Below are 20,459 nucleotides of genomic sequence, written 5' to 3' on the forward strand. Positions count from 1 at the left end.
CCGCGGTGACCCGCTCAGGGCTGGCTGGAGAGACTGCCGTCCATCGGCGGGCGCTGTGCCAGCGTGACCGTGACCTGGAACGGCGTGCCGTCACGCAGGCCGGAGATCTGCACCTGGCTGCCGGGCTTGAGCGTGGCCTCGCGGCGGCGCAGGTCGGCCGGGCCCATGATGTCGTCGTTGCCGATGCGCAGCAGGATGTCTCGCGGCTTGATCCCCGCCTGCGCGGCCGGACCGCCGGAGTACACCGCGATGACCTGTGCGCCGCGCGCGGCAGCGGGCAGGCCGCTGTCCGCCGCCACCGGCACGAAGGCGTAGTCGGCACCGAGCCAGCCGCGCACCACGTGGCCGGTGGTGATCAATTGATCGAGCACCTTGGTGGCGGTGGCCACCGGGATCGCGAAACCGATGCCCTCCGCGTTGGCGGCCTGACCCTTGCCGATCAGCAGGGTATTGATGCCGACCAGCTGCCCCTGCGTGTTGACCAGCGCGCCGCCGGAGTTGCCCAGGTTGATGGCCGCATCGGTCTGGATGAAGTCCTCGGCGCTGGAACTGTTCAACTGCCGCCCGATCGCGCTGACGATGCCCATCGTCACGGTCTGGTTGAGGCCGAACGGGTTGCCGATCGCCAGCACCACGTCGCCGGGGCGCAACTGGCTGGGGTCGGCCATGTGGATCACCGGCAGGTTGCTGGCGTCGATCTTGAGCACGGCCAGGTCGGTCTCGCGGTCGGAACCGACCAGCCGCGCCTTGGCGATGCGGCCGTCGTAAAGCAGCACCTGGATATCGGCAGCGTTGGCGATCACGTGGTTGTTGGTCAGCACGTAGTCGTTGCCGCGGGCGCTGACGATCACGCCCGAGCCCAGCGTCTGCTCGCGATGCTGGTAGGTCGTCGGCTGGCCGCCGAACAGCTGCTGCAGCACCGGGTTGTCGTACATGCGCAGCGCTTGCTCGGTGACGATCTTGTTGGCATAGATGTTCACCACCGACGGTGCCGCGGCGGCCACGGCGTCGGCGTACGATACCGGCGCCGCGCCCGCCTGCTCGTGCCGGGTCGGCGCGACCGCCGCCGGAGCGAGCCCCAGGCGCGCGCGCAGGCGCTCGCCGCTGCCGGGCCAGAACAGGCCGATCACGAAGGCCAGCGCCAGTCCAAGGATGACGAAGCGGGCAATGAACAGAAGGGTGCCGGCGGCATGTTTCATGTCGGGGAGAACGTTCCGGCGAGTCGTGGCGGGGGAGGCACCGGGCAGAGTCCGGCAGGCATCCGGTTTATTGTACGGCGCGGCCCCTGACGCTACACTAACGCGATTTTTGCGGGGCCTGAAACCCCGTCCTGGCATGACCTTGCAAGTACCGGAGAGCCTGATGGCGAACGAAGTCGTCGACCACGGCCGCCGCCGATTCCTGACCGCAACCACCGCAGTGGTGGGTGGCATCGGGGTCGTCTCGGCGGCAGTGCCCTTCATCAAGTCGTGGGAGCCCAGCGCGCGGGCCAAGGCCGCCGGCGCTCCGGTTACCCAGTCGCTCAAGAAGATCGAGAAGGGCCAGCAGCTGATCGTGGCCTGGCGCAGCCTGCCGGTCTTCATCGTCAACCGCACGCCGGCCCAGCTGGCGCAGTTGCCGAAGGAAGACCCGCTGCTGGTCGATCCCAAGTCCGAGGTCGAGCAGCAGCCCAAGTACGCGCAGAACGAGACGCGCTCGATCAAGCCCGAGTGGCTGGTGATGGTCGGCATCTGCACCCACCTGGGCTGCGTGCCGGACTTCTACGGCGAGATCAAGCCCGAGCCGTTCGACCCGAACTGGAAAGGCGGCTACTACTGCCCCTGCCACCACTCGCGCTACGACATCGCGGGCCGGGTCTACAAGAACGTGCCGGCGCCGAAGAACATGCAGGTTCCGCCGTACCACTTCGTGGACGACACCACCGTGCAGATTGGCGTTGATCCGAAGGAGGCTGGCTGATGGCCAACGTATTCAGCAACATCGGCGACTGGGTCAACGAGCGCGCCCCCGGCATGATGCCGATGTACCGCGCCCACATGACCGAGTACTACGCGCCGAAGAACTTCAACCTCTGGTACTACTTCGGTTCGCTGGCTCTGCTGGTGCTGGTCAACCAGATCGTCACCGGCATCTTCCTCACCATGAACTACACCCCGAGCGCGGCGGGAGCCTTCGACTCGGTGCAGTACATCATGCGTGACGTGGAGTGGGGCTGGCTGATCCGCTACATGCACTCCACCGGCGCCTCGCTGTTCTTCGTGGTGGTGTTCCTGCACATGTTCCGCGGCCTGATGTACGGCTCGTACAAGAAGCCGCGCGAGCTGGTCTGGCTGCTCGGCATGCTGATCTTCCTGGTGCTGATGGCCGAGGCCTTCATGGGCTACGTGCTGCCGTGGGGCAACATGTCGTTCTGGGGCGCCAAGGTGATCATCTCGCTGTTCGGCACGCTGCCCTACATCGGTTCGGGGCTGGAGCAGTGGATCATGGGCGACTTCCTGCCCGGCGATGCCACGCTCAACCGCTTCTTCGCGCTGCACGTGATCGCGCTGCCGCTGGTGCTGCTGCTGCTGGTGGTGCTGCACATCGCCGCGCTGCACGAGGTTGGCTCGAACAACCCGGACGGCGTGGAGATCAAGAAGGGTCCCAAGGGCAACCGCTGGGATGCGCTCAAGCCCGCCGACGGCATCCCGTTCCATCCGTATTACACGGTGAAGGATCTGGTGGGCGTGGGCTTCTTCCTGCTGATCGCCGCGTTCATCATCTTCTTCGCGCCGACGTTCGGCGGCTGGTTCCTGGAGCATGACAACGCGATCCCGGCCAACAACCTGCTGACTCCGCCGGAGATCAAGCCGGTGTGGTACTTCACTCCGTTCTACGCGATCGTGCGCATGATTCCGTCCTTCCTCGGCTCGGCCGTGTGGGGCGTGCTGGCGATGTTCAGCGCGATCGCGGTGCTGTTCGCGATGCCCTGGCTCGATCGCGGCAAGGTCAAGTCGATCCGTTACCGCGGCACCGGCTACAAGGTGGCGCTGACGGTCTTCGTGCTGTCGTTCTTCGGGCTCGGTGCGGTCGGTGCAGGCGTCACGGCGGAGGTCATCCCGGCGTGGTTCGGCAATGTCGACCTCACGTTCTGGGAGAACCTGTTCGGACGGCTGATGACGCTGCTGTATTTCGGTTTCTTCGTTTTCCTCTGGGCCTATACCTATTTCGGCTGGGAGACGACCAAGCCGGTTCCGGATCGGGTGACCACGCATGACTAAGCTGCCAACGACGATGAAGCATTTTCTTTCCGGTATCGCGCTGGCACTCGGCCTGTTCGTCGGCACGCTGCCGGCGCACGCAGCCGAGAGCGCCAAGGTCGAGTTGATGAAGTCCGGCGCCGACGTGCGCGACCAGGCTTCGCTGCAACGCGGCGCGCGGCTGTTCTTCAACTATTGCGTCGGCTGCCACTCGCTGAAGTACGTGCGCTATTCGCGCATGGCCGAGGACCTGGGCCTGACCGAAGACGAGGTGATGAAGAACCTCAACTTCACCGGCGCCAAGTTCCAGGAGCCGGTGGTCTCGCACATGCCGGCAGCGCTGGCCGGCACGTGGTTCGGCAAGGCTCCGCCGGATCTCTCGCTGGAAGTGGATGCCAAGGGCGCCGACTGGGTCTACACCTACCTCAACACCTTCTACCTCGACCCGAAGAGCCCGATCGGCTGGAACAACACCACCTTGCCCAATGCCGCCATGCCGTTCCCGCTGTGGGAGCTGCAGGGCATGCAGACCGCGCAGATGAAGCCGGCGAAGGATGGCGAAGCCGCGGGCGTGGAGAAGCTGGTGCTGTCGCACCCGGGCAAGATGACCCCGGCGCAGTTCCAGCAGGCCACCCGTGACCTGACCAGCTTCCTGCAATACGTCTCCGAGCCGGCGGCGCTGCAACGCCACCATTACGGTATCTGGGTGCTGCTGTTCCTGGCCCTGTTCACCTTCCTGGCGGCGCTGCTCAAGAAGGAATACTGGAAAGACGTCCACTGAGCCGCAAGGCACTGCGGACGCGGCGGCCACGGGCCGCCGCGTCTGTCTCACCGATGGGGAAATCGCGCATGGTTCAAAACCCCCGCTTGCGTAACGCATTGACGCTGTACACCACGGCCGATGACATCCAGTGCCATCGTGCCCGACTGGTGCTGGCCGCCAAGGGGGTCAGCTACGAACGGGTGCTGGTGGACCACGCCCGGCCACCGCAGGACCTGCTCGATCTCAACCCGTACGGCAGCACGCCGACCCTGATCGACCGCGACCTGACGTTGTTCGATACCGCGGTGGTGTGCGAATACATCGACGAGCGCTACCCGCACCCACCGCTGATGCCGATCGACCCGCAATCGCGCGCGCGCCTGCGCGTGGCGGCCGTGCGGATCGAGAAGGACTGGTTGCCCGAGGTGGACAAGATCCGCGCAGGCGGCCGTCCGGCGGATGCGGCACGCAAGCGGTTGCGCGAACACCTGCTCTCCACGGTGCCGCTGTTCAAGGCCTCGCGGTTCTTCCTCAACCCCGAGATGAGCCTGGCCGATTGCCTGGTGGCGCCGGTGATCTGGCGGCTGCCCTGGCTCGGCGTGGATCTGGGCCGCGAGGGCAAGTCGATCGTCGATTACGGCGAGCGCCTGTTCCACAGCCAGGGTTTTGCACGCAGCATGACCGACGAGGAAAAGGCCATGCGGCCGGTCCATGAGCAAGCATGACGCCATCGCCATGAGCTCGAATCGCCCGTACCTGCTGCGGGCGATCTACGACTGGATTTCCGACAACAACCTGACCCCTTACGTGCTGGTCGATGCCGGCGTGGCCGGCGTGCGGGTGCCGCCACAGGTGATCCAGAACGGCCAGGTAGTGCTCAACCTGGCTACCCGCGCGGTGGCCAACCTCGATCTCGGCAACGAATGGATCAGCTTCCAGGCGCGTTTCTCCGGGGTCAGCCAGGCGATCCAGATTCCGGTGCAGGCCGTGCTGGCTCTGTATGCGCAGGAGAACGGCCAGGGCATGATGTTTCCGGCCGAAGGCGAGGGCGGCGACACTCCGCCGAACGAGCCGCCGCCGGACGGCCCCGCCCCTGCAGCCGATGAGGGGGGCGACAAGCCCAAGCGCGCGACGCCGCACCTGCGCGTGGTGAAGTAACCCGTTGCCGCCCCGTCGGGCGGCTGCCGTTTCAGGGCTGTCGATCGGCCCGCCGCGGACGCAATGCCACGACCTTCCCCGACGAGGCTGCAAAGCCGTCTTCGGGCGTGCTTGCGACTGCCAGCGGCTCGACCACCGGCAGGCTCAGGCCGGTCAGCGCGTCGCCGATCATCCACAGCCGGCCCGGCTCGCGATCGTGCCCGTCGATGCTGACTTCGAAACCGTAACCCCGCTCGACCCGGCGCAGGCCGTTGACCCGGCGCAGGCGCAGTGCACGCATGCCCACCGTCTCGTCCAGCAATTGCAGGCCGTGCAAATGGCACTGTTGTCGCGCGATCCGCACCGCGCGTTCGCGCGCCACGCTGAGCTTCAGCCACAGCCCCACGGCGGCGCCGAGCACCAGCAGCAGGACGAGGGCGGAGAAATCGGACATGCACCCAGTGTGTGGGCGCGCCGGCGCCCGCGCAAGCCAGGGTCAGAGCAATTGCAGGCGCAGCGAGAGGTCGATCGCGTGCACGTGTTTGGTCAGTGCGCCGACCGAGATGAAATCCACGCCGGTGCGGGCAAAGTCGCCGATGGTCTGCAGGTCGACGTTGCCGGAAATCTCCAGCGGCACGCGGCCGGCCGTGCGCGCCACGGCCTCGCGCATCTGCTCCAGCTCGAAGTTGTCGAGCATGATGCGGTCCACGCCGGCTTGCAGGGCCTGTTCGAGCTCGTCGAGGTTCTCCACTTCCACCTCCAGCGGCAGGTCGGGGTGCAGCCGGCGCGCAGCCGACACCGCCGCGGCGATGCCGCCGGCGGCGATGATGTGGTTCTCCTTGACCAGGATCGCGTCGTACAGGCCCATGCGCTGGTTGTGGCCGCCGCCGCAGCGCACGGCATATTTCTGCGCGACGCGCAGGCCGGGCACGGTCTTGCGGGTGTCGAGCACGCGCACGGCGGTGCCGGCTACCGCGGCGACATGGCGAGCGGTGGTAGTGGCGGTGGCCGAGAGCAGTTGCAGGAAGTTGAGCGCCGTACGTTCGGCGGTAACCAGCGAGCGGGCGTGTCCGGACAGGCTGCAGAGCAGCGTGCCGGGGGCGACCTGGTCGCCGTCGCTTACCCGCCAGTCGATCTGCACCGAAGGGTCCAGCCGCCGGAAGCAGGCGTCGAACCAGGCGCTGCCGGCAATCACGGCGGCGTCGCGGCAGGTGAGCCGGGCCTGCGCCCGCGCATCGGCCGGGAGCAGGGCGGCGGTGGCATCGCCCTGGCCGAGATCCTCGGTCAGGGCGCGTTCGACATCAGCGGCGATCTGGGCGGCAGCGGGCGGTGCGAAACGGGGCGTGGCGGTCATTCGGTGTCCGTGGGAGCGGTGCCGCTGGCGGGCGTGTCGTCGCCGGCCTGGCTGAGCTTGCCGACGATCGCGGTCATCGCGCGATCGAACAGTGCGTTGGCTGCCAGCACGCGCGCCTTGCCGTCCGCAAACAGGCCGGCCAGCTCGCGCGGGGCGTAATCGGCGACCTTCAGGCCGCGACGGTTGACGAACAGGTAGCGGCCGCTCATCGGGCTGATCCACGACAGCTTGGCGCGTGCCGGAGCCTCGTCGTCGAGCGTGAACTCCAGCCAGTTGCCCGGTTGCAGCGCCTGCACCTGGTACCACTCCGGGCTGTCCGGCGGCACCTCGGCCAGCTCTTCCTCTTCTTCCAGGATGTCCGCGGGTGCCGTCTGGCGGTCGATGACCGGCTGGATGCTGTCCGGGATCGCCAGCATCGCGACGTCCTCCTCGGCTGCGGCGGCGACGTCCGGCGTTTCCGACGCGGTCGTTTCGCCCAGCTGCTGGCGATAGTAGGCGTGCAGCTGGCCCAGCAGGCGTTCGACGTCCTGTTCCTGGAAAGCGACGTTGGCCAGGCCCTGGCGCAGCGCTCGTTCGATACCCGGCAGCATCTGCCGCAGGGCCTGTCGGCTGGTGGTGTCGTTGGCCGGCCGGGTGCTGGCGATGAACTCGTCGATGAAGCGCAAGGCGGTCTTGAACTCGGGCGAGTCCTCGCCCTGGCGCAGCAGGGTCAGCACCAGGTGGTTGGCCCAGGCACGCGCCAGCACGCCGTGGATCAGCGGTGGCAGCTTCTGGCTGCCGATGCGCTCGAGGATCTCGCGGGCGGCGCGGCGGCGTGCCTGTTCCAGCTTCTCGCGGCCACGCGCGGATTCGGCCACGCGCTGCTCGGCCAGCTCGGAGCGCCGCTTGTTGACGTCCTGGAACTGCTGCAGGTCGGTCAACAGGCGCTCGAAGATGCCCATGTCGTCGTCGAAATCGTGCAGCAGTTGGTCGACGATCGACTTCACCTTCTCGTGCAGGCGATGGTCGCGGTCGGACTCCTCCGACCAGCTCTTGGCCTGTTCGGCCAGGCTGTCCAGCAACCGGCGTGCCGGGTGCTGGCGGTGCGAGAACATCTTGCGGTCGAGGATCGCCGCCTTGAGATAGGGAATCTGCAGCCGCGCCAGCATCACCTGCATCGCTGCGGGCAGGTTGCGGTCCTCAAGGATGAACTCGAACAGCATGCCGACCAGGTCGATCGTGTCCTCGTCCATGCTGGCCACATGGCTGGGTCGTTCGCCGCGCAGGGCACCGATCTGGGCCAGCAGCTGGGTCTTCAGCTGCAGGACTTCGCGGCTGAGCGCGCCGGCGTCGTCGGATTCGTCGTAGTTGACCGGTCCGCTGTTGCTGATCTGGCTCTGCAGCACGCTGAGTGCGCCGAGCAGTTCGTTGACCGACGGCAGCGAACCCCCGGCCGCCGCCGTGCCGCCCCCGCTGGCCATGCGGCCACCGCCGGCGTTGCCGCGGCGTGCACTGAACAGCGCGTGCAGGGTATGCAGCAGGTCGTCGGAGATCTCGGTGCCGTCGTCCATGGCAGCCGCCGCCGTGGCCGCGGCTCCCGCCGGGGTGCCGCTGCCACCCTTGGCCTGACCGCCGCGCAGCAGGCCGTGGCGCAGCTGCGGCAACACGCCGGCGCGGACCAGCTCCGTGTTGATCTCCTGGTACAGCTCCTCCAGCAGCGACAGCACGTAGCGATCGAACAGCTTGTAGATGATCAGCTTGACGCGCATGTCTGCGCTGAGTTCCTGCAGCGCTTCGCGGAACGCCTGGGACAGCGTGGCCGGCGCCACCGGGTTGCTGGTGTCCTCGATCTTGTAGCCGCCGCAGATCACCGACAGGCGCTGGTTGACCGCGAACAGGTCACGCGCCAGGCGCGCGTCGTTCTTGCTGATCATGCTGGTGATCGCCAGCGATTCTTCCAGGTCGCTTTCGGCCACGAGGGTCAGTTCGGCGGTGCCGAGCGAGGATGGCCCCGCCGGTGCGGTGGCCTTGCCCGGGTGCGCCAGATCGCCGAGCTTGCGCGCGATGGCGTTGAGGAAGTTGCGCTCGATGCCGGGGCGACGCTTGCGCACCTCGCGCATGCCGTCGAAGTAGTGCATCTGCGCCGCGTTGTTCTCGGCCTTCTCGGCGAGGTCGAACAGGGCGTCGTCGACCTGCTCGAAGGCATTGCCCACCCACTGCTGCAGGCGCTTGTTGGCGATGCTGCGCACGGCATTGAGCAACTCGCCCACGCGCTCGCTGGACGGGTCCAGGCGCTGATTCAAGTTGACTACGCGGGTTGGCTCATTGGCCTCGTTCATCGCCCTGTTCCCCTGACCTGTAGCACGCACGGCCGGACCCTGCAGGCTTGCGCAGAGGCCGACAATAAGCCAATTCGCGCACGCCTGTCATGCCCATTCCCGCCCGCCACGACGCGCTAGCCCTGGCCGGTGGGGAAATCGGCCAGTTGCAAGGTGCCGATGCCTTCCTCCGGCAGCATCACCGGAATGCCGTCCTCGATGCGGTAAATGACCTTGCGGTCGGTGGTGATCAGCGCCTCGGCCACCCGCTCGCGCACCGGCACGCCGGCCACCGTGTCGACCTTGCCCGCGGCGATGGCCTCGTTCAGCGCCTCCAGTTGCGGGCGCGTCACCGATCGCAGCGGGGTCTTGCTGACGGGGCAGCACAGGATGTCGAGCAGGCGCTTGTCCATCATCGGGGTTCGGGTGTGTCGGGCCGGGAAAGCCCGTACAATAACGGTTTTTGGACACTCCGGCCATGACAGCAGCCACAGAAACACCACGCGTGGGCGTGGTGATGGGTTCGCATTCGGATTGGGAAACCATGCAGCACGCCGCCGACGTGCTGACCGAGCTGGGTGTGGCACACGAGGTTCGCGTGGTCTCGGCCCACCGTACGCCGGATCTGCTGTTCAGCTACGCCGAACAAGCGGCCGGGCGGGGCATCCAGGTCGTCGTTGCCGGCGCCGGTGGCGCCGCCCACCTGCCGGGCATGCTGGCAGCCAAGACCCGCCTGCCGGTGTTCGGCGTGCCGGTCCAGTCGAAGGCACTCAACGGCATGGACTCGCTGCTGTCGATCGCGCAGATGCCGGCAGGGGTTCCGGTCGGTACGCTGGCGATCGGACGTGCCGGGGCGGTCAATGCCGCCTTGCTGGCCGCCGCTGTGCTGGCCCTGCACGATCACGCGCTGGCCGATGCGCTGGATCAATGGCGCGCGCGCCAGACGCGAGCCGTGCTCGCCCAGCCGGACCCGCGGGCATGAGCGACCGCAAGCAGCCGGTGGTGGGCATCCTCGGCGGCGGGCAACTCGCCCGCATGCTGGCCGTGGCCGCCGCGCCGCTGGGCGCGAACTGCCTGGTCGTGGATGGCTCCGCCGATGCGTGCGCCGGCCAGGTGGCGCCGCTGGTGGTGGCCGGTTGGGACGATCGCGCCGCGCTGGAGGCGTTCGCCCGTCGGGTGGACGTGGTCACCTTCGATTTCGAGAACGTGCCGGCCGATACCGCGCACTGGCTGGCCGAACGGGTCGCCGTGCACCCGGCGCCCGAGGCGCTGGCGGTGGCGCAGGACCGGCTGGCCGAGAAAAACCTGTTCCGCGCCTGCGGCCTGCCCACCACCGAATTCATGGCGGTCGACACCCGCGAGCAGCTGGATCAGGCGCTGGCCGCGGTCGGCGCCCCGGCCATCCTCAAGACGCGTCGCCTGGGTTACGACGGCAAGGGCCAGTTCCGGCTGGCCACGGCGGCCGACGCGGATGCGGCCTGGGCGGCGCTGGGTGCCCAGGCGGCCACGCTGGGGCTGATCCTGGAAGCCTTCGTGCCGTTCGAGCGCGAGCTGTCGGTGATCGCCGTGCGCGGGCGCGACGGCGAGTTCCGCACCTGGCCGCTGACCGGCAACTGGCACGTCGACGGCGTGTTGTCGATGAGCCTCGCACCGGCGCCGGACCTCGGCCCGCTACAGCAGCGCGCCAGCGAGCACGCGCGCATCCTGGCCGAACGCCTGGGCTACGTCGGCGTGTTCGCGCTGGAACTGTTCGTGCGCGACGGCGAATTGCTCGGCAACGAAATGGCCCCGCGCGTGCACAACTCCGGCCATTGGACGATCGAGGGCGCGCATGCCAGCCAGTTCGAGAACCACGTGCGCGCCGTGCTCGGCCTGCCGCTGGGAGACACCAACGTGCGCGGCATGGCGGCCATGTTCAACTGGATCGGCGAGTTGCCCGATGCCGCGCCGGTGCTGCGCGGCGTGGATGCCCACTGGCACGACTACGGCAAGCAGGCGCGGCAGGGGCGCAAGGTCGGTCATGCCACCGTGTGCGCGCCCGATGCCGCCACGCTGGCGTCACGCTTGCGCGACGTCGCGCAGGCGCTGGGGCGCGAGGCGCAGGTGGCGCCCGTGTTGCGTGCGCTGACGGGCCGGTAGGATCGCACCCCCGTCTGTGCGCGAGCCTTTCGTCACGTGACCCGGAACCATCGCGCACAGGGTGCGCTCGTGCAAAAGCGGGCATGAAAAAGGCGGCGCCATTGGCGCCGCCTTTTTCCGGTGAGCCGTGGGATCAGGCCAGGTTCTTCGCCGCGAAATCCCAGTTGACCAGGTTCCAGAACGCCTCCAGATACTTCGGGCGCGCGTTGCGGTAGTCGATGTAGTAGGCGTGCTCCCACACGTCGGCGGTGAGCAGCGGCTTGTCGCTGCCGGTGATCGGCGTACCGGCGTTGGACGTGTTCACGATGCCGAGCGAGCCATCCGGGCGCTGCACCAGCCAGGTCCAGCCGGAGCCGAAGTTGCCGGCGGCGGATTTGCTGAACTCCTCCTTGAACTTGGCCACCGAGCCGAACGCCTTGTTGATCGCGTCGGCGAGCTTGCCGGTGGGTTCGCCGCCACCGTTCGGGCTCATCGAGTTCCAGTAGAAGGTGTGGTTCCAGGTCTGCGCGGCGTTGTTGAAGATGCCGCCGGAGGACTTGCGGATGATGTCCTCGAGTTTCGCGTCGGCGAACTCGGTGCCTTCGATCTGCTTGTTGAGGTTGGTCACATAGGCCTGGTGGTGCTTGCCGTAGTGGTACTCGAGCGTCTCGGCGGAGACGTGCGGCTCCAATGCATTCTTTTCGTACGGAAGCGGGGGAAGTTCGATGGCCATGAGCGACTCCTTGGGATGTTGCTGAGGGAGAAAATGTCGGCGCAACAGGTGGCGGCCGACGGGCGGCTGATACAATAGCGGCTTGCCTGCATTGTAAAGATGAAACACCACCATGGACATCAACGAGCCAATCAAGGCGATGCTGGCCGAGCATCCCATCGTGCTTTTCATGAAAGGCACGCCGCAATATCCCATGTGCGGTTTTTCAAGTCGCGCGGCGCAGGCGCTGACTCGGGCAGGAGCGACATTCCACGCAGTCAACGTGCTGGCCGACCCGCAAGTGCGCGCCGCGCTGCCGCACTTCGCGAACTGGCCGACGTTCCCGCAACTGTTCATCAACGGCGAGTTGATCGGCGGCTGCGACATCATCGAGGAGCTGATGTCCTCCGGCGAACTCGCGCGCATGGCCAGCGACGTGGCGGGGGCCGCCTCTTGAGCGGCTTGCCCGTGGCGCGCCTGCCGGCCGATTGGCAGCCCGAGGCCGGCAGCCTCGCCGGTCGCGTGATCCTGGTCACCGGCGCCTATGGCGGGCTCGGCAGCGCGGTGGTGCGCGCGGCCACGCTGGCCGGCGCCACCGTGGTCATCACCGGCAAGCGCAAGCGGCAGCTGGAGAAGCTTTACGACGCGATGGGCGAGGAGGGCCTGGCCGAGCCGGTGATCCATCCGCTGGACATGGAAGTGGCCACGCCGCGCGAGTACGCCGCACTGGCCGAGGGCTTGCAGCGCGACCTCGGCCGTCTCGACGGCATCGTGCATTGCGCGGCCAGTTTCGCCGGGCTCACGCCGATTTCCATGCAGCGACCGGACGACTGGCTGCGCGCGATGCACGTCAACGTCAACGCGCCGTTCGCCCTGACCCAGGCTTGCATGCCACTGCTGACCGAGGCTGCCGACAGCGCCGTGGTGTTCGTGCTGGACAGCCCTGACCTGCTGCGACGTGCACACTGGGGCGGTTACGGCGTGTCCAAGGCCGCGCTGGAGCGGTTGGCGGCGATCCTGCACGAGGAAACCGACGAGACTTCGCTGCGCGTGCACGCGCTGCTGCCCGCGCCGATGCGCACGGCGTTGCGCCGGCTGGCCTATTTCGGCGACGACATCATGCAGCAGCCCACGCCGGACGCCACTGCCGATGCGGCCATCTATCTGCTCGGCCCGCAGGCGCGGGCGGCACGCGGCGCGGTGCTGGACCTTCGCTCGTAGAGCTCGCGGGCAGGCTCCCGCCGCGCATCCACGATCGGGGCACGTCGCAAACCTGACTGCAGGGAGTCGAAATGGAAGCGCAAATGACCACGTTGTCGGCGGGCATCATGTTGTTCCTGATCATGGACCCGCTGGGCAACATTCCGATCTTCCTCAGCCTGCTCAAGGACGTGCCGCCGCGGCGCCGGCGCCGGGTGATGGTGCGCGAGCTGCTGATCGCGCTCGGCGTGCTGCTGGTGTTCCTGTTCGGCGGCCAGCAGTTCCTGCACCTGATGCAGCTCAAGCCCGACTCGATCAGCGTCGCCGGCGGCATCGTGCTGTTCCTGATCGGCATCCGCATGGTGTTCCCGCCGGCCGACGGCAGCGGCATCTTCGGCAAGCCGGGGCAGGGCGAGCCCTTCATCGTGCCCATGGCGATCCCCGGCGTGGCCGGGCCCTCGGCGATGGCCGCGCTGCTGCTGCTCACCAACACCCAGCCCGGGCGCACCGCGGATTGGGTGCTCGCGCTGCTGCTGGCGTGGCTGGCCACGGCGATCATCCTGCTCAGCTCGACCTACCTGTTCCGCTGGCTGGGCGAGAGCGTGCTGACCGCGCTGGAGCGCGTGATGGGCATGCTGCTGATCGCCTTGTCGGTACAGATGTTCATGTCCGGCGTGGCCTCGTTCCTGCGTTCGATGCCCTGAAAACCATGCCCCGCGGGGGCGGTTGGCCGTCGCCGGGGTGACGTGCCACTGGCATGAAAGTGTCATACAATGCCGTTAAAATTCTTTTAACAATTGGTTGGCAGAGGGAGACAGCTGCCAGCCGCCCGCATCGGTCCCGCGCGGACCGCTGCCGGGAGCCAAGCAGGACCATCAAACGCTTCGCCACCATGCCTGGGCCATCCCGGGTCGCGGCATGTTTGATTCCGTACATACTTTTCTTTTGTCGTTGACTCGAGGGACGAACAAGACATGAACAGCCGAATTCGCACCAAATTGCTGCCGTTTGCGATTGCTGCGTTGCTTGCGGGCGCGCCGGCCGCCGCCCAGAACGTGACCTCCTCCGGCGCGACGGGACGAATCGTCGACGCCAGCGGCCAGCCGGTGGCCGGAGCCACCGTGCAGATCGTGCATGAGCCGTCAGGCACCACCAAGACGGTCACCACCGACGCCGACGGCCGCTACACCGCGCAGGGCCTGCGCGTGGGCGGCCCGTTCGACATCACCGTGTCCAAGACGGGCATGGGGCAGGCGGAAAAGAACAACGTCTACCTGCAACTGGGCCAGGTATCCTCGATCAACGTGCAGATGAGCACATCCGGGGTTCAGGCCAAGGACCTCAGCGCGGTCACGGTCACCACCTCGGCGCTCAGCCAGATTTTCTCGGCGGACAACAAGGGCCTGTCGATGAACGTCTCGCAGCGCGAGCTGGAGACGACGCCGCAGGGCAACCGTTCGATCGACGACATCGCGCGCCTCGACCCGCGCATCAACGTGACCGACCAGGGTGACGGTTCGATCTCGATGGCCGGCCTGCCGAACCGCTTCAACAACATCAGCGTCGACGGCATTTCCCAGGGCGACCCCTACGGCCTCAACGCCAATGGCCTGCCGTACCAGGGTTCGCCGATCTCGGTCGACACGATCGGCGAGTACAACATCTCCACCGCCAATTTCGACGTCACCTCCGACACGGTCGGTGCCGACATCAATGCGGTCACCAAGTCGGGCACCAACGAGTTTCACGGCTCGGTGTATTACGCCTATCGCAATGCCAACAAGATGGTCGGCAATGCCGGCTGGCTGGACAACGGCGACCGCGGTTACGACTACACCGGCTACCAGCGCGACTGGACCGGCGGCGTCACCGTGGGCGGCCCGATCATCAAGGACAAGCTGTTCTTCTTCTTCTCGGCCGAGCAGGAAAAGACCACCGGCATCGGCGCGGACTCGTCCAACGGCCTGGACCCGTCGCTGACCGGCGCGTCCACCTCCAACAAGATCTCGCCCAGCGACCTGCAGCAGGTGATCGATACCGCCAAGGCGCTTGGCCTGCAGCCGGGCAGCCTGGGTGGCGGTGCGGTCGGTCTGACCGACAAGCGCTACCTCGGCAAGATCGACTGGAACATCAACAACGACCATCGTGCCAGCTTCACCTACCAGTACACCAAGGAGAACCAGCCCATCGTGCAGGGCAACAGCTCCAAGGAAGTGGGCCTGGACAGCTACTGGTACAGCAAGGACAGCCTGACCAAGAACGCCGCGCTGCAGTTCTACGATGACTGGAGCGAGAACTTCTCGACCGAAGCCAAGATCAGCTACCAGACGTTCGAACAGCTGGCCGGCAACGCGATCAACCAGCCGCAGGTGAAGGTCTACCTGAGCAACGACAACAAGGGGCCGTCGGTCAACCTGGGCGAGGATCAGTACCGCCACGAGAATGCCATCAACACCAAGAAGTGGTCGGCCTTCATCGCCGGCACCTATTTCCTTGGCGACCACACCATCAAGGGCGGCATCGACTTCCAGCGCGACCAGATCTACAACCTGTTCGGCCGCACCGAGCACGGCAATTACACGTTCTACGGGCTGACCAATTTCGCGAACCGCGACTACGCCTCGTACTACTTGTACCAGCCGGCGCAGGGCTACACCCTCAACGATGTGGCGGCACAGTGGGTGTACAGCCAGTACAGCCCGTTCATCCAGGACACCTGGCAGGTCAACAACAACCTGTCGGTGACCTACGGCCTGCGCATGAACATCCCGCAGTCCGACCATGCCCCGTTCTACAACGCCGCCTTCCAGCAGTCGTTCGGTTACCCGAACAACAGCAGCCTGGGCAGCAAGAACAAGGTGGTCGAGCCGCGCTTCGCGTTCAACTACGCGTTCAACACCGAGCGCATGATGCAGTTGCGCGGCGGCATCGGCCTGTTCCAGACCACGCCGCCCACGGTATGGATGACCAACCCCTACCAGAACAACGGCCTTACCGTGGCCAGCTATTCGTCGTTCGATCCGGCGGATGCGGCGTTCAGCCCGGACCCGTATCACCAGAACATTCCGAGTACGCTAGTCCCATCGGGGATTGTCGACACGATCGACCCCGACTTCAAGCTGCCCAGCGTGTGGAAGACCACCCTGGCATTCGATGCCGAATTGCCGTGGTGGGGTCTGATCAGCTCGGTGGAGTTGCAGCATATCCAGGCCGACAACGCGATCTTCTACAAGGCCATCAACATCGGCGCGCCGACCGGCACGTTGCCCGATGGCCGCTTCCAGTACTGGAAGACGCCGGGCGAGAACGGCAGCATCAAAGGTGCGGACAAGGATGCGGCGGCCAATCGCGACCGGGCGTTCGACCAGCAGTCCACGCTGCTCACCAACACCGGCAAGGGCAAGTCCGACAGCCTGACCCTGGCGCTGGCCAAGCCCTTCTCGGAAAGCTGGTTCGGTAACGTGAGCCTTACCTTCAGCCATGCCACCGAGGTCAACCCGGGCAACAGCTCGCAGGCGTTCTCCGGCTACAAGTACGTGGTGCGCGAAAACGTCAATGACGAAGTCGCCGCCACCGCCGACCGCAACATCCCGCGGGCGCTCAAGGCGTCGCTGACCTGGCAGCATGCGTTCTTCGGCAACTACAAGACCAGCGTGTCGGCGTTCTACAGCGGCCACAGCGGCCTGCCGTACAGCTGGATCTTCTCCGGCGACGTCAACGGCGACGGCATCACCTATCAGGACCCGATCTACATCCCGACGGTGAACGACCCCAAGGTCAGCTACGGCAGCGCATCGCCCGAACTGATCCAGCAGTTCCAGGACTACATTGCGGGCAACAAGTACCTGAGCCGTCACCGGGGCCAGATCGCCGGCCGCAACACCGATCATTACGGTTGGGTCAATCAGCTCGACATGAGCTTCTCGCAGGAAGTCCCGGGCATCTTCAAGGGCAACAAGGGCGTCGTGCGTCTGGACGTCTACAACTTCCTCAACCTGCTCGACAGCGACTGGGGCCAGACCGTCAACGGCCAGTTCAACACGCGCACGCTGGCCGGATCCAACGGCGTGAATGCGCAAGGCCAGTACATCTACTACCTGCCCACCGACCAGAACGGCAATTACCAGCCGCAGCAGCTGATCCGCTACGACGCCGGTTCCAACCCGACCCGCGTGGTGTCGCGCTGGTCGGCCATGCTGACGTTGCGCTACACGTTCTGATCGCGGCATCGTTCCGAAACGACCGGCACCTCAGGGTGCCGGTTTTTTTTGCGAAGGCACATCGGCATCGTGTTGTCTTGACCCGATGATTCGCGCAGCGGATGCTTGGCAACCCGCCACGACGCTGCATGAGGCAGTCACGTCGTCAGCGGCAGGAGAGTTGTGGATGAATGATTTCCAGGCCGGCCGTGCCGGCAAACCGGGCGCGGTCAGCGCCCGCATCACCCCGATCGGCGGGCTCGACGTGCTCTCGCGCCACGAGGTGGCCCGCCTGCGCGGTGCCAGCGGCTCGGGGCTGCACGCGCTCCTGCGGCGCTGCGCGCTGGCAGTGCTGACCTCGGGCAACGTCAGCGACGACCCGCGCGCGATGCTGGAGCAGTACCCCGATTTCGACATCCAGGTGCTGCAGCAGGATCGCGGCATGAAGATCGAACTCTCGAACGCGCCGGCCCAGGCGTTCGTCGACGGCGAGATCATCCGCGGCATCAACGAGCTGCTCGTCGCGGTCGTGCGCGACATCGTCTACGTGTCGACCCAGCTGGAACAGCTCGGGCTCGATCTCGACCCCTCTTCCGCGCTGACCCAGGGCGTGTTCGAGATCCTGCGCAACGCGCGCATCCTGAAGCCGCAGGTGGACCCGAACCTGGTGGTGTGCTGGGGTGGCCACTCCATCTCCCGCGAGGAGTACGACTATTCCAAGCTGGTCGGCTACCAGCTCGGCCTGCGCGGGCTGGACATCTGCACCGGCTGCGGCCCGGGCGCGATGAAGGGGCCGATGAAGGGCGCCACGATCTCGCACGCCAAGCAGCGGCGCCGGCACAACCGCTACATCGGCATCACCGAGCCGGGCATCATCGCGGCCGAATCCCCGAACCCGATCGTCAACCACCTGGTGATCATGCCGGATATCGAGAAGCGCCTGGAGGCGTTCGTGCGGCTGGGCCACGGCATCATCGTGTTCCCCGGCGGCGTCGGTACCGCCGAGGAGATCCTGTACCTGCTGGGCATCCTGCTGCACCCGGACAACGCCAGCACGCCCTTCCCGCTGATCTTCACCGGCCCGCGCCATTCGGCCGCCTATTTCGAGCAGATCGACCGCTTCCTGCGCCTGACCCTCGGCGACGAGGTCGCGCGGCATTACCAGATCATCGTCGACGATCCGCAGACGGTGGCGCGCACGATGGTCAAGGGGCTGGAGAAAGTGCGCCACAACCGGCTCGACACCAAGGACGCGTTCTTCTTCAACTGGGCGCTGCAGATCCCGCTGGAGTTCCAGCAGCCGTTCCGGCCCACTCACGAGGCGATGGGTGCGCTGCAGATCCGCCACGGCCGCCCGCGTCACGAGCTTGCCGCCGACTTGCGGCGGGCGTTCTCCGGCATCGTCGCCGGCAACGTGAAGGAAGAGGGCGTGCAGGCGATCGAGCGCAACGGGCCGTTCGCCATCGACGGCGATGTCGACATCATGCGCGCGCTGGACCAGCTGCTGCAGGCCTTCGTGCAGCAGCACCGCATGAAGTTGCCGGGCGGTTCGGCCTACGTGCCTTGCTATCGCGTGATCACCCACTGAATCGGCGGCGGATCATGCGGCCGGCGGCTTGACAGTACGCCGCCGCGTCGACAAACTACGCAGCTCCCGCCCGAATAGCTCAGCTGGTTAGAGCACTTGACTGTTAATCAGGGGGTCGTTGGTTCGAGTCCAACTTCGGGCGCCAGATGCAAGACAAAGGCCGGCAGGAAACTGCCGGCCTTTGTCGTTGGCGGAAACGACGAAGGGCGCCGCAGCGCCCTTCGCGAGTGAGGCCGATGCCGGCTCAGCGCACCTTGAACAGTACCGGCGTCCAGCTGCCGCCGGCATAGGCTTCGCGGCGGCGGCGGTGCATGCGCTCGATGGCCTCCTGGCGGCGAGCCTCGGCCCATTCCACGCGGTTCAGCATCAGGCCGGCCCTGCTTTCGCCGCGGCGGGTCGCCTCATTGTCGCGCCAGATGCGGAAGTCGTCGTAGGCCTCGATTTCGTACTGCAGCTCGCGCATGCACAGCTCGATCATGATGGCGTCGTCGAGGAAGCCCAGCACGGGAACATTGTCGGGGAGGACGTCATCCTGGCTGGAGAAGTACGCAAGCGCGGCCAGCACGTTGTCGCGATCCTCCTCGGGCAGCGCGAAACCGGCGTCCTCGATCATGCTGATCATGGTGTCCAGGTGCTTCAGGCGGTTGGCGACGAAGTCGGGCAGTTCCGCGCGATTGGTTTCCTCGAGCAGCTTGCGCGCGGCGCCGACGATGCTGATGGCATCCACGGTGTCCACCTGCTTTCGCGCCTCGGTGATGCTGTCGACGAACAGCTTCAGGTCAGCGTCGCTGAGGGTGATGTGCAGTTCCAGGCTCATGGTTGGCGACTCGCGAGGCGGTGGGAAAAGATTGCCAGCCTATGCCAGCCGGCGCATGGCCGTCAATTGGCAGGGGCCGACTCCGCGCGTCCTTGCGACGGGCGATGCAGGGCAGTTCGCGAGCTGCTGCAGCGGACGACGCGGACGTGCGTCGGCGCGCTCAGGAAGCGTCGGAATTGCCGGCGGTCAGTTCCTTCAGCAGCTGGAAGATTTCGCGGAAGGCGCGGGGCGGCTTGTTCGGCGTCTCCCGCTCCAGCCGCGCCTGGCGCACCAGCGAGCGCAGGTGCTGGCGATCGACCTGCGGGTGTTCGGCGATCACTTCGGCCAGTGCCGCGTCGTCACCGTCGACCAGCCGGTCGCGGATCGCTTCCAGACGGTGCATCGCGGCGGTGTCCTGGCGCTGCTTCTCGCGGTTCTCGCCGAGCTCGGCGCGCACGGCGGCGAAATCCTCCTCGCCGAAGCGGCGCATGACCTTGGCCAGGAACGCCATCTGGCGCTTCCTGGCGCCGTGTGCGGTGATGCGACGGGTGATCTCGATCTCGCGGCGCACGTCGTCGGGGAGGTCGAGCTTGGCCAGCCGGCTGGCGGGCAGCTCGACCAGTTGGCCGGCGAGCGTCAGCACGGCGAGCGCCTCGCGTCGCTGCTGGGTGCGGCTGGGGCCGTAGTCCTGTTCGTCGAGTTCGGTCTGGTTGCGGCTGCGGCTGGGGCTCACGGGTTCATTCCGGCAGGGGCGGGTGGATCGTCGGCGGCGTTGCCGGCGGGGTCGGCTTCGGCCTGCTCCAGCGCAAAGCGTGCCGTCGGCGTGCCGTGCAGATCAATGGTTTCGGTGAACATGGCGGCCGGCCGCACCCACAGGCCATGTTCGCCGTAGAGTGCCTGATAGACCACCATCGACTCCAGCGTCTCGCTGTGCCGCGCGGTACCCAGCACGCGATAACGCCGGCCCTTGTAGTGGCGATAGATGCCCGGGGCAGGTGGCGAGGGAAGGCTCATGGCTCCTTTCATTCTCCCGCCGCGCCCCCATGTGAACGCTCT

General features: G+C 66.7%; 21 protein-coding genes and 1 tRNA gene. 13 read left to right on the plus strand and 9 right to left on the minus strand.

Annotated features, from left to right (window positions below):
- Positions 1-14 precede the first annotated feature (14 nt).
- Positions 15-1,199, minus strand: a complete 1,185-nt coding sequence (locus ACVCMC_RS00935; RefSeq protein ID WP_395119773.1) for a S1C family serine protease — start codon at positions 1,197-1,199, stop codon at positions 15-17.
- 163 nt (positions 1,200-1,362) lie between these two features.
- On the opposite strand from ACVCMC_RS00935, the gene petA reads away from it, so the two are divergent.
- From petA to ACVCMC_RS00960, 5 genes are all read left to right on the plus strand, one after another.
- Positions 1,363-1,959 carry a ubiquinol-cytochrome c reductase iron-sulfur subunit gene (gene petA / locus ACVCMC_RS00940; protein WP_136257406.1) on the plus strand — a complete coding sequence of 199 codons (597 nt, stop codon included), beginning with the start codon at positions 1,363-1,365 and terminating at the stop codon, positions 1,957-1,959.
- Entirely contained in the window at positions 1,959-3,260 is a 1,302-nt protein-coding gene (locus ACVCMC_RS00945; RefSeq protein ID WP_395119772.1) for a cytochrome b, read from the plus strand. The genes petA and ACVCMC_RS00945 overlap by 1 nt, the downstream gene beginning before the upstream one ends.
- Positions 3,253-4,020, plus strand: coding sequence for a cytochrome c1 (locus ACVCMC_RS00950; RefSeq protein ID WP_447098358.1), 768 nt, complete (start codon positions 3,253-3,255; stop codon positions 4,018-4,020). The genes ACVCMC_RS00945 and ACVCMC_RS00950 overlap by 8 nt, the downstream gene beginning before the upstream one ends.
- 68 nt (positions 4,021-4,088) lie before the next feature.
- Complete coding sequence (locus ACVCMC_RS00955; protein WP_395119770.1) at positions 4,089-4,727, plus strand: glutathione S-transferase N-terminal domain-containing protein; 639 nt, start codon at positions 4,089-4,091, stop codon at positions 4,725-4,727.
- Positions 4,714-5,160, plus strand: a complete 447-nt coding sequence (locus ACVCMC_RS00960) for a ClpXP protease specificity-enhancing factor (protein WP_395119769.1) — start codon at positions 4,714-4,716, stop codon at positions 5,158-5,160. Before ACVCMC_RS00955 ends, ACVCMC_RS00960 begins: the two co-directional genes overlap by 14 nt.
- Before the next feature lie 31 nt (positions 5,161-5,191).
- Here the strand turns inward: ACVCMC_RS00960 and ACVCMC_RS00965 are convergent, their stop codons facing one another.
- The 4 genes from ACVCMC_RS00965 to ACVCMC_RS00980 form a co-directional block, all read right to left on the minus strand.
- Entirely contained in the window at positions 5,192-5,593 is a 402-nt protein-coding gene (locus ACVCMC_RS00965) for a DUF3301 domain-containing protein (RefSeq protein WP_395119768.1), read from the minus strand.
- A 42-nt stretch (positions 5,594-5,635) separates the two neighbouring features.
- Complete coding sequence (gene nadC, locus ACVCMC_RS00970) at positions 5,636-6,493, minus strand: carboxylating nicotinate-nucleotide diphosphorylase (protein ID WP_447098359.1); 858 nt, start codon at positions 6,491-6,493, stop codon at positions 5,636-5,638.
- The gene (locus tag ACVCMC_RS00975) at positions 6,490-8,811 is read right to left on the minus strand and encodes a DUF1631 domain-containing protein (RefSeq protein ID WP_395119766.1); all 2,322 of its coding nucleotides are present in this window, start codon (positions 8,809-8,811) and stop codon (positions 6,490-6,492) included. Before ACVCMC_RS00975 ends, nadC begins: the two co-directional genes overlap by 4 nt.
- 116 nt (positions 8,812-8,927) lie before the next feature.
- Entirely contained in the window at positions 8,928-9,203 is a 276-nt protein-coding gene (locus ACVCMC_RS00980; RefSeq protein WP_395121223.1) for a Trm112 family protein, read from the minus strand.
- Positions 9,204-9,268: 65 nt separating this feature from the next.
- Here ACVCMC_RS00980 and purE point away from each other — a divergent pair, with 65 nt between their 5' ends.
- A complete protein-coding gene (gene purE / locus ACVCMC_RS00985; protein ID WP_395119765.1) occupies positions 9,269-9,772 on the plus strand; it encodes a 5-(carboxyamino)imidazole ribonucleotide mutase in 504 nt (167 codons plus the stop codon).
- Complete coding sequence (locus tag ACVCMC_RS00990; RefSeq protein ID WP_447098360.1) at positions 9,769-10,929, plus strand: 5-(carboxyamino)imidazole ribonucleotide synthase; 1,161 nt, start codon at positions 9,769-9,771, stop codon at positions 10,927-10,929. The genes purE and ACVCMC_RS00990 overlap by 4 nt, the downstream gene beginning before the upstream one ends.
- A gap of 133 nt (positions 10,930-11,062) precedes the next feature.
- On the opposite strand, the gene sodB is transcribed toward ACVCMC_RS00990, so the two are convergent.
- A complete protein-coding gene (sodB, locus tag ACVCMC_RS00995) occupies positions 11,063-11,641 on the minus strand; it encodes a superoxide dismutase [Fe] (RefSeq protein ID WP_395119763.1) in 579 nt (192 codons plus the stop codon).
- A 112-nt stretch (positions 11,642-11,753) separates the two neighbouring features.
- On the opposite strand from sodB, the gene grxD reads away from it, so the two are divergent.
- From grxD to ACVCMC_RS01025, 6 genes are all read left to right on the plus strand, one after another.
- The gene (gene grxD / locus ACVCMC_RS01000) at positions 11,754-12,077 is read left to right on the plus strand and encodes a Grx4 family monothiol glutaredoxin (protein ID WP_395119762.1); all 324 of its coding nucleotides are present in this window, start codon (positions 11,754-11,756) and stop codon (positions 12,075-12,077) included.
- Positions 12,074-12,841, plus strand: a complete 768-nt coding sequence (locus tag ACVCMC_RS01005) for an SDR family NAD(P)-dependent oxidoreductase (protein ID WP_447098361.1) — start codon at positions 12,074-12,076, stop codon at positions 12,839-12,841. The genes grxD and ACVCMC_RS01005 overlap by 4 nt, the downstream gene beginning before the upstream one ends.
- Positions 12,842-12,924: 83 nt before the next feature.
- A complete protein-coding gene (locus ACVCMC_RS01010; RefSeq protein ID WP_395119760.1) occupies positions 12,925-13,524 on the plus strand; it encodes a YhgN family NAAT transporter in 600 nt (199 codons plus the stop codon).
- 270 nt (positions 13,525-13,794) lie between these two features.
- Positions 13,795-17,040: a TonB-dependent receptor gene (locus ACVCMC_RS01015; RefSeq protein WP_447098362.1), complete on the plus strand. Its 3,246-nt coding sequence runs from the start codon at positions 13,795-13,797 to the stop codon at positions 17,038-17,040.
- 166 nt (positions 17,041-17,206) lie between these two features.
- On the plus strand, positions 17,207-18,607 hold the full coding sequence (ppnN, locus tag ACVCMC_RS01020) for a nucleotide 5'-monophosphate nucleosidase PpnN (RefSeq protein WP_447098363.1): 1,401 nt from the start codon (positions 17,207-17,209) through the stop codon (positions 18,605-18,607).
- Between the two features lie 68 nt (positions 18,608-18,675).
- Positions 18,676-18,752: transfer RNA gene (locus ACVCMC_RS01025), tRNA-Asn, on the plus strand.
- Between the two features lie 99 nt (positions 18,753-18,851).
- Here the strand turns inward: ACVCMC_RS01025 and ACVCMC_RS01030 are convergent.
- The 3 genes from ACVCMC_RS01030 to ACVCMC_RS01040 form a co-directional block, all read right to left on the minus strand.
- On the minus strand, positions 18,852-19,424 hold the full coding sequence (locus tag ACVCMC_RS01030; protein WP_447098364.1) for a YkvA family protein: 573 nt from the start codon (positions 19,422-19,424) through the stop codon (positions 18,852-18,854).
- 160 nt (positions 19,425-19,584) lie between these two features.
- Entirely contained in the window at positions 19,585-20,136 is a 552-nt protein-coding gene (gene yjgA / locus ACVCMC_RS01035; RefSeq protein ID WP_395119756.1) for a ribosome biogenesis factor YjgA, read from the minus strand.
- On the minus strand, positions 20,133-20,417 hold the full coding sequence (locus ACVCMC_RS01040) for a DUF1653 domain-containing protein (RefSeq protein WP_395119755.1): 285 nt from the start codon (positions 20,415-20,417) through the stop codon (positions 20,133-20,135). Before ACVCMC_RS01040 ends, yjgA begins: the two co-directional genes overlap by 4 nt.
- Positions 20,418-20,459 lie beyond the last annotated feature (42 nt).

This window comes from Rhodanobacter sp. UC4452_H20 (assembly GCF_052978205.1).

Bases quoted from the DNA above. Each gene is read 5' to 3' on its own strand.
- ACVCMC_RS00980 (WP_395121223.1), bottom strand. From the start codon at position 9,203: ATGGACAAGCGCCTGCTCGACATCCTGTGCTGCCCCGTCAGCAAGACC.
- ACVCMC_RS01015 (WP_447098362.1), top strand. From the start codon at position 13,795: ATGAACAGCCGAATTCGCACCAAATTGCTGCCGTTTGCGATTGCTGCG.
- ppnN (WP_447098363.1), top strand. From the start codon at position 17,207: ATGAATGATTTCCAGGCCGGCCGTGCCGGCAAACCGGGCGCGGTCAGC.
- ACVCMC_RS00945 (WP_395119772.1), top strand. From the start codon at position 1,959: ATGGCCAACGTATTCAGCAACATCGGCGACTGGGTCAACGAGCGCGCC.
- ACVCMC_RS00960 (WP_395119769.1), top strand. From the start codon at position 4,714: ATGAGCAAGCATGACGCCATCGCCATGAGCTCGAATCGCCCGTACCTG.
- ACVCMC_RS00990 (WP_447098360.1), top strand. From the start codon at position 9,769: ATGAGCGACCGCAAGCAGCCGGTGGTGGGCATCCTCGGCGGCGGGCAA.
- ACVCMC_RS00935 (WP_395119773.1), bottom strand. From the start codon at position 1,199: ATGAAACATGCCGCCGGCACCCTTCTGTTCATTGCCCGCTTCGTCATC.
- grxD (WP_395119762.1), top strand. From the start codon at position 11,754: ATGGACATCAACGAGCCAATCAAGGCGATGCTGGCCGAGCATCCCATC.
- sodB (WP_395119763.1), bottom strand. From the start codon at position 11,641: ATGGCCATCGAACTTCCCCCGCTTCCGTACGAAAAGAATGCATTGGAG.
- purE (WP_395119765.1), top strand. From the start codon at position 9,269: ATGACAGCAGCCACAGAAACACCACGCGTGGGCGTGGTGATGGGTTCG.
- nadC (WP_447098359.1), bottom strand. From the start codon at position 6,493: ATGACCGCCACGCCCCGTTTCGCACCGCCCGCTGCCGCCCAGATCGCC.
- petA (WP_136257406.1), top strand. From the start codon at position 1,363: ATGGCGAACGAAGTCGTCGACCACGGCCGCCGCCGATTCCTGACCGCA.
- ACVCMC_RS01030 (WP_447098364.1), bottom strand. From the start codon at position 19,424: ATGAGCCTGGAACTGCACATCACCCTCAGCGACGCTGACCTGAAGCTG.
- ACVCMC_RS00975 (WP_395119766.1), bottom strand. From the start codon at position 8,811: ATGAACGAGGCCAATGAGCCAACCCGCGTAGTCAACTTGAATCAGCGC.
- ACVCMC_RS00955 (WP_395119770.1), top strand. From the start codon at position 4,089: ATGGTTCAAAACCCCCGCTTGCGTAACGCATTGACGCTGTACACCACG.
- ACVCMC_RS00965 (WP_395119768.1), bottom strand. From the start codon at position 5,593: ATGTCCGATTTCTCCGCCCTCGTCCTGCTGCTGGTGCTCGGCGCCGCC.
- ACVCMC_RS01010 (WP_395119760.1), top strand. From the start codon at position 12,925: ATGACCACGTTGTCGGCGGGCATCATGTTGTTCCTGATCATGGACCCG.
- ACVCMC_RS00950 (WP_447098358.1), top strand. From the start codon at position 3,253: ATGACTAAGCTGCCAACGACGATGAAGCATTTTCTTTCCGGTATCGCG.
- ACVCMC_RS01040 (WP_395119755.1), bottom strand. From the start codon at position 20,417: ATGAGCCTTCCCTCGCCACCTGCCCCGGGCATCTATCGCCACTACAAG.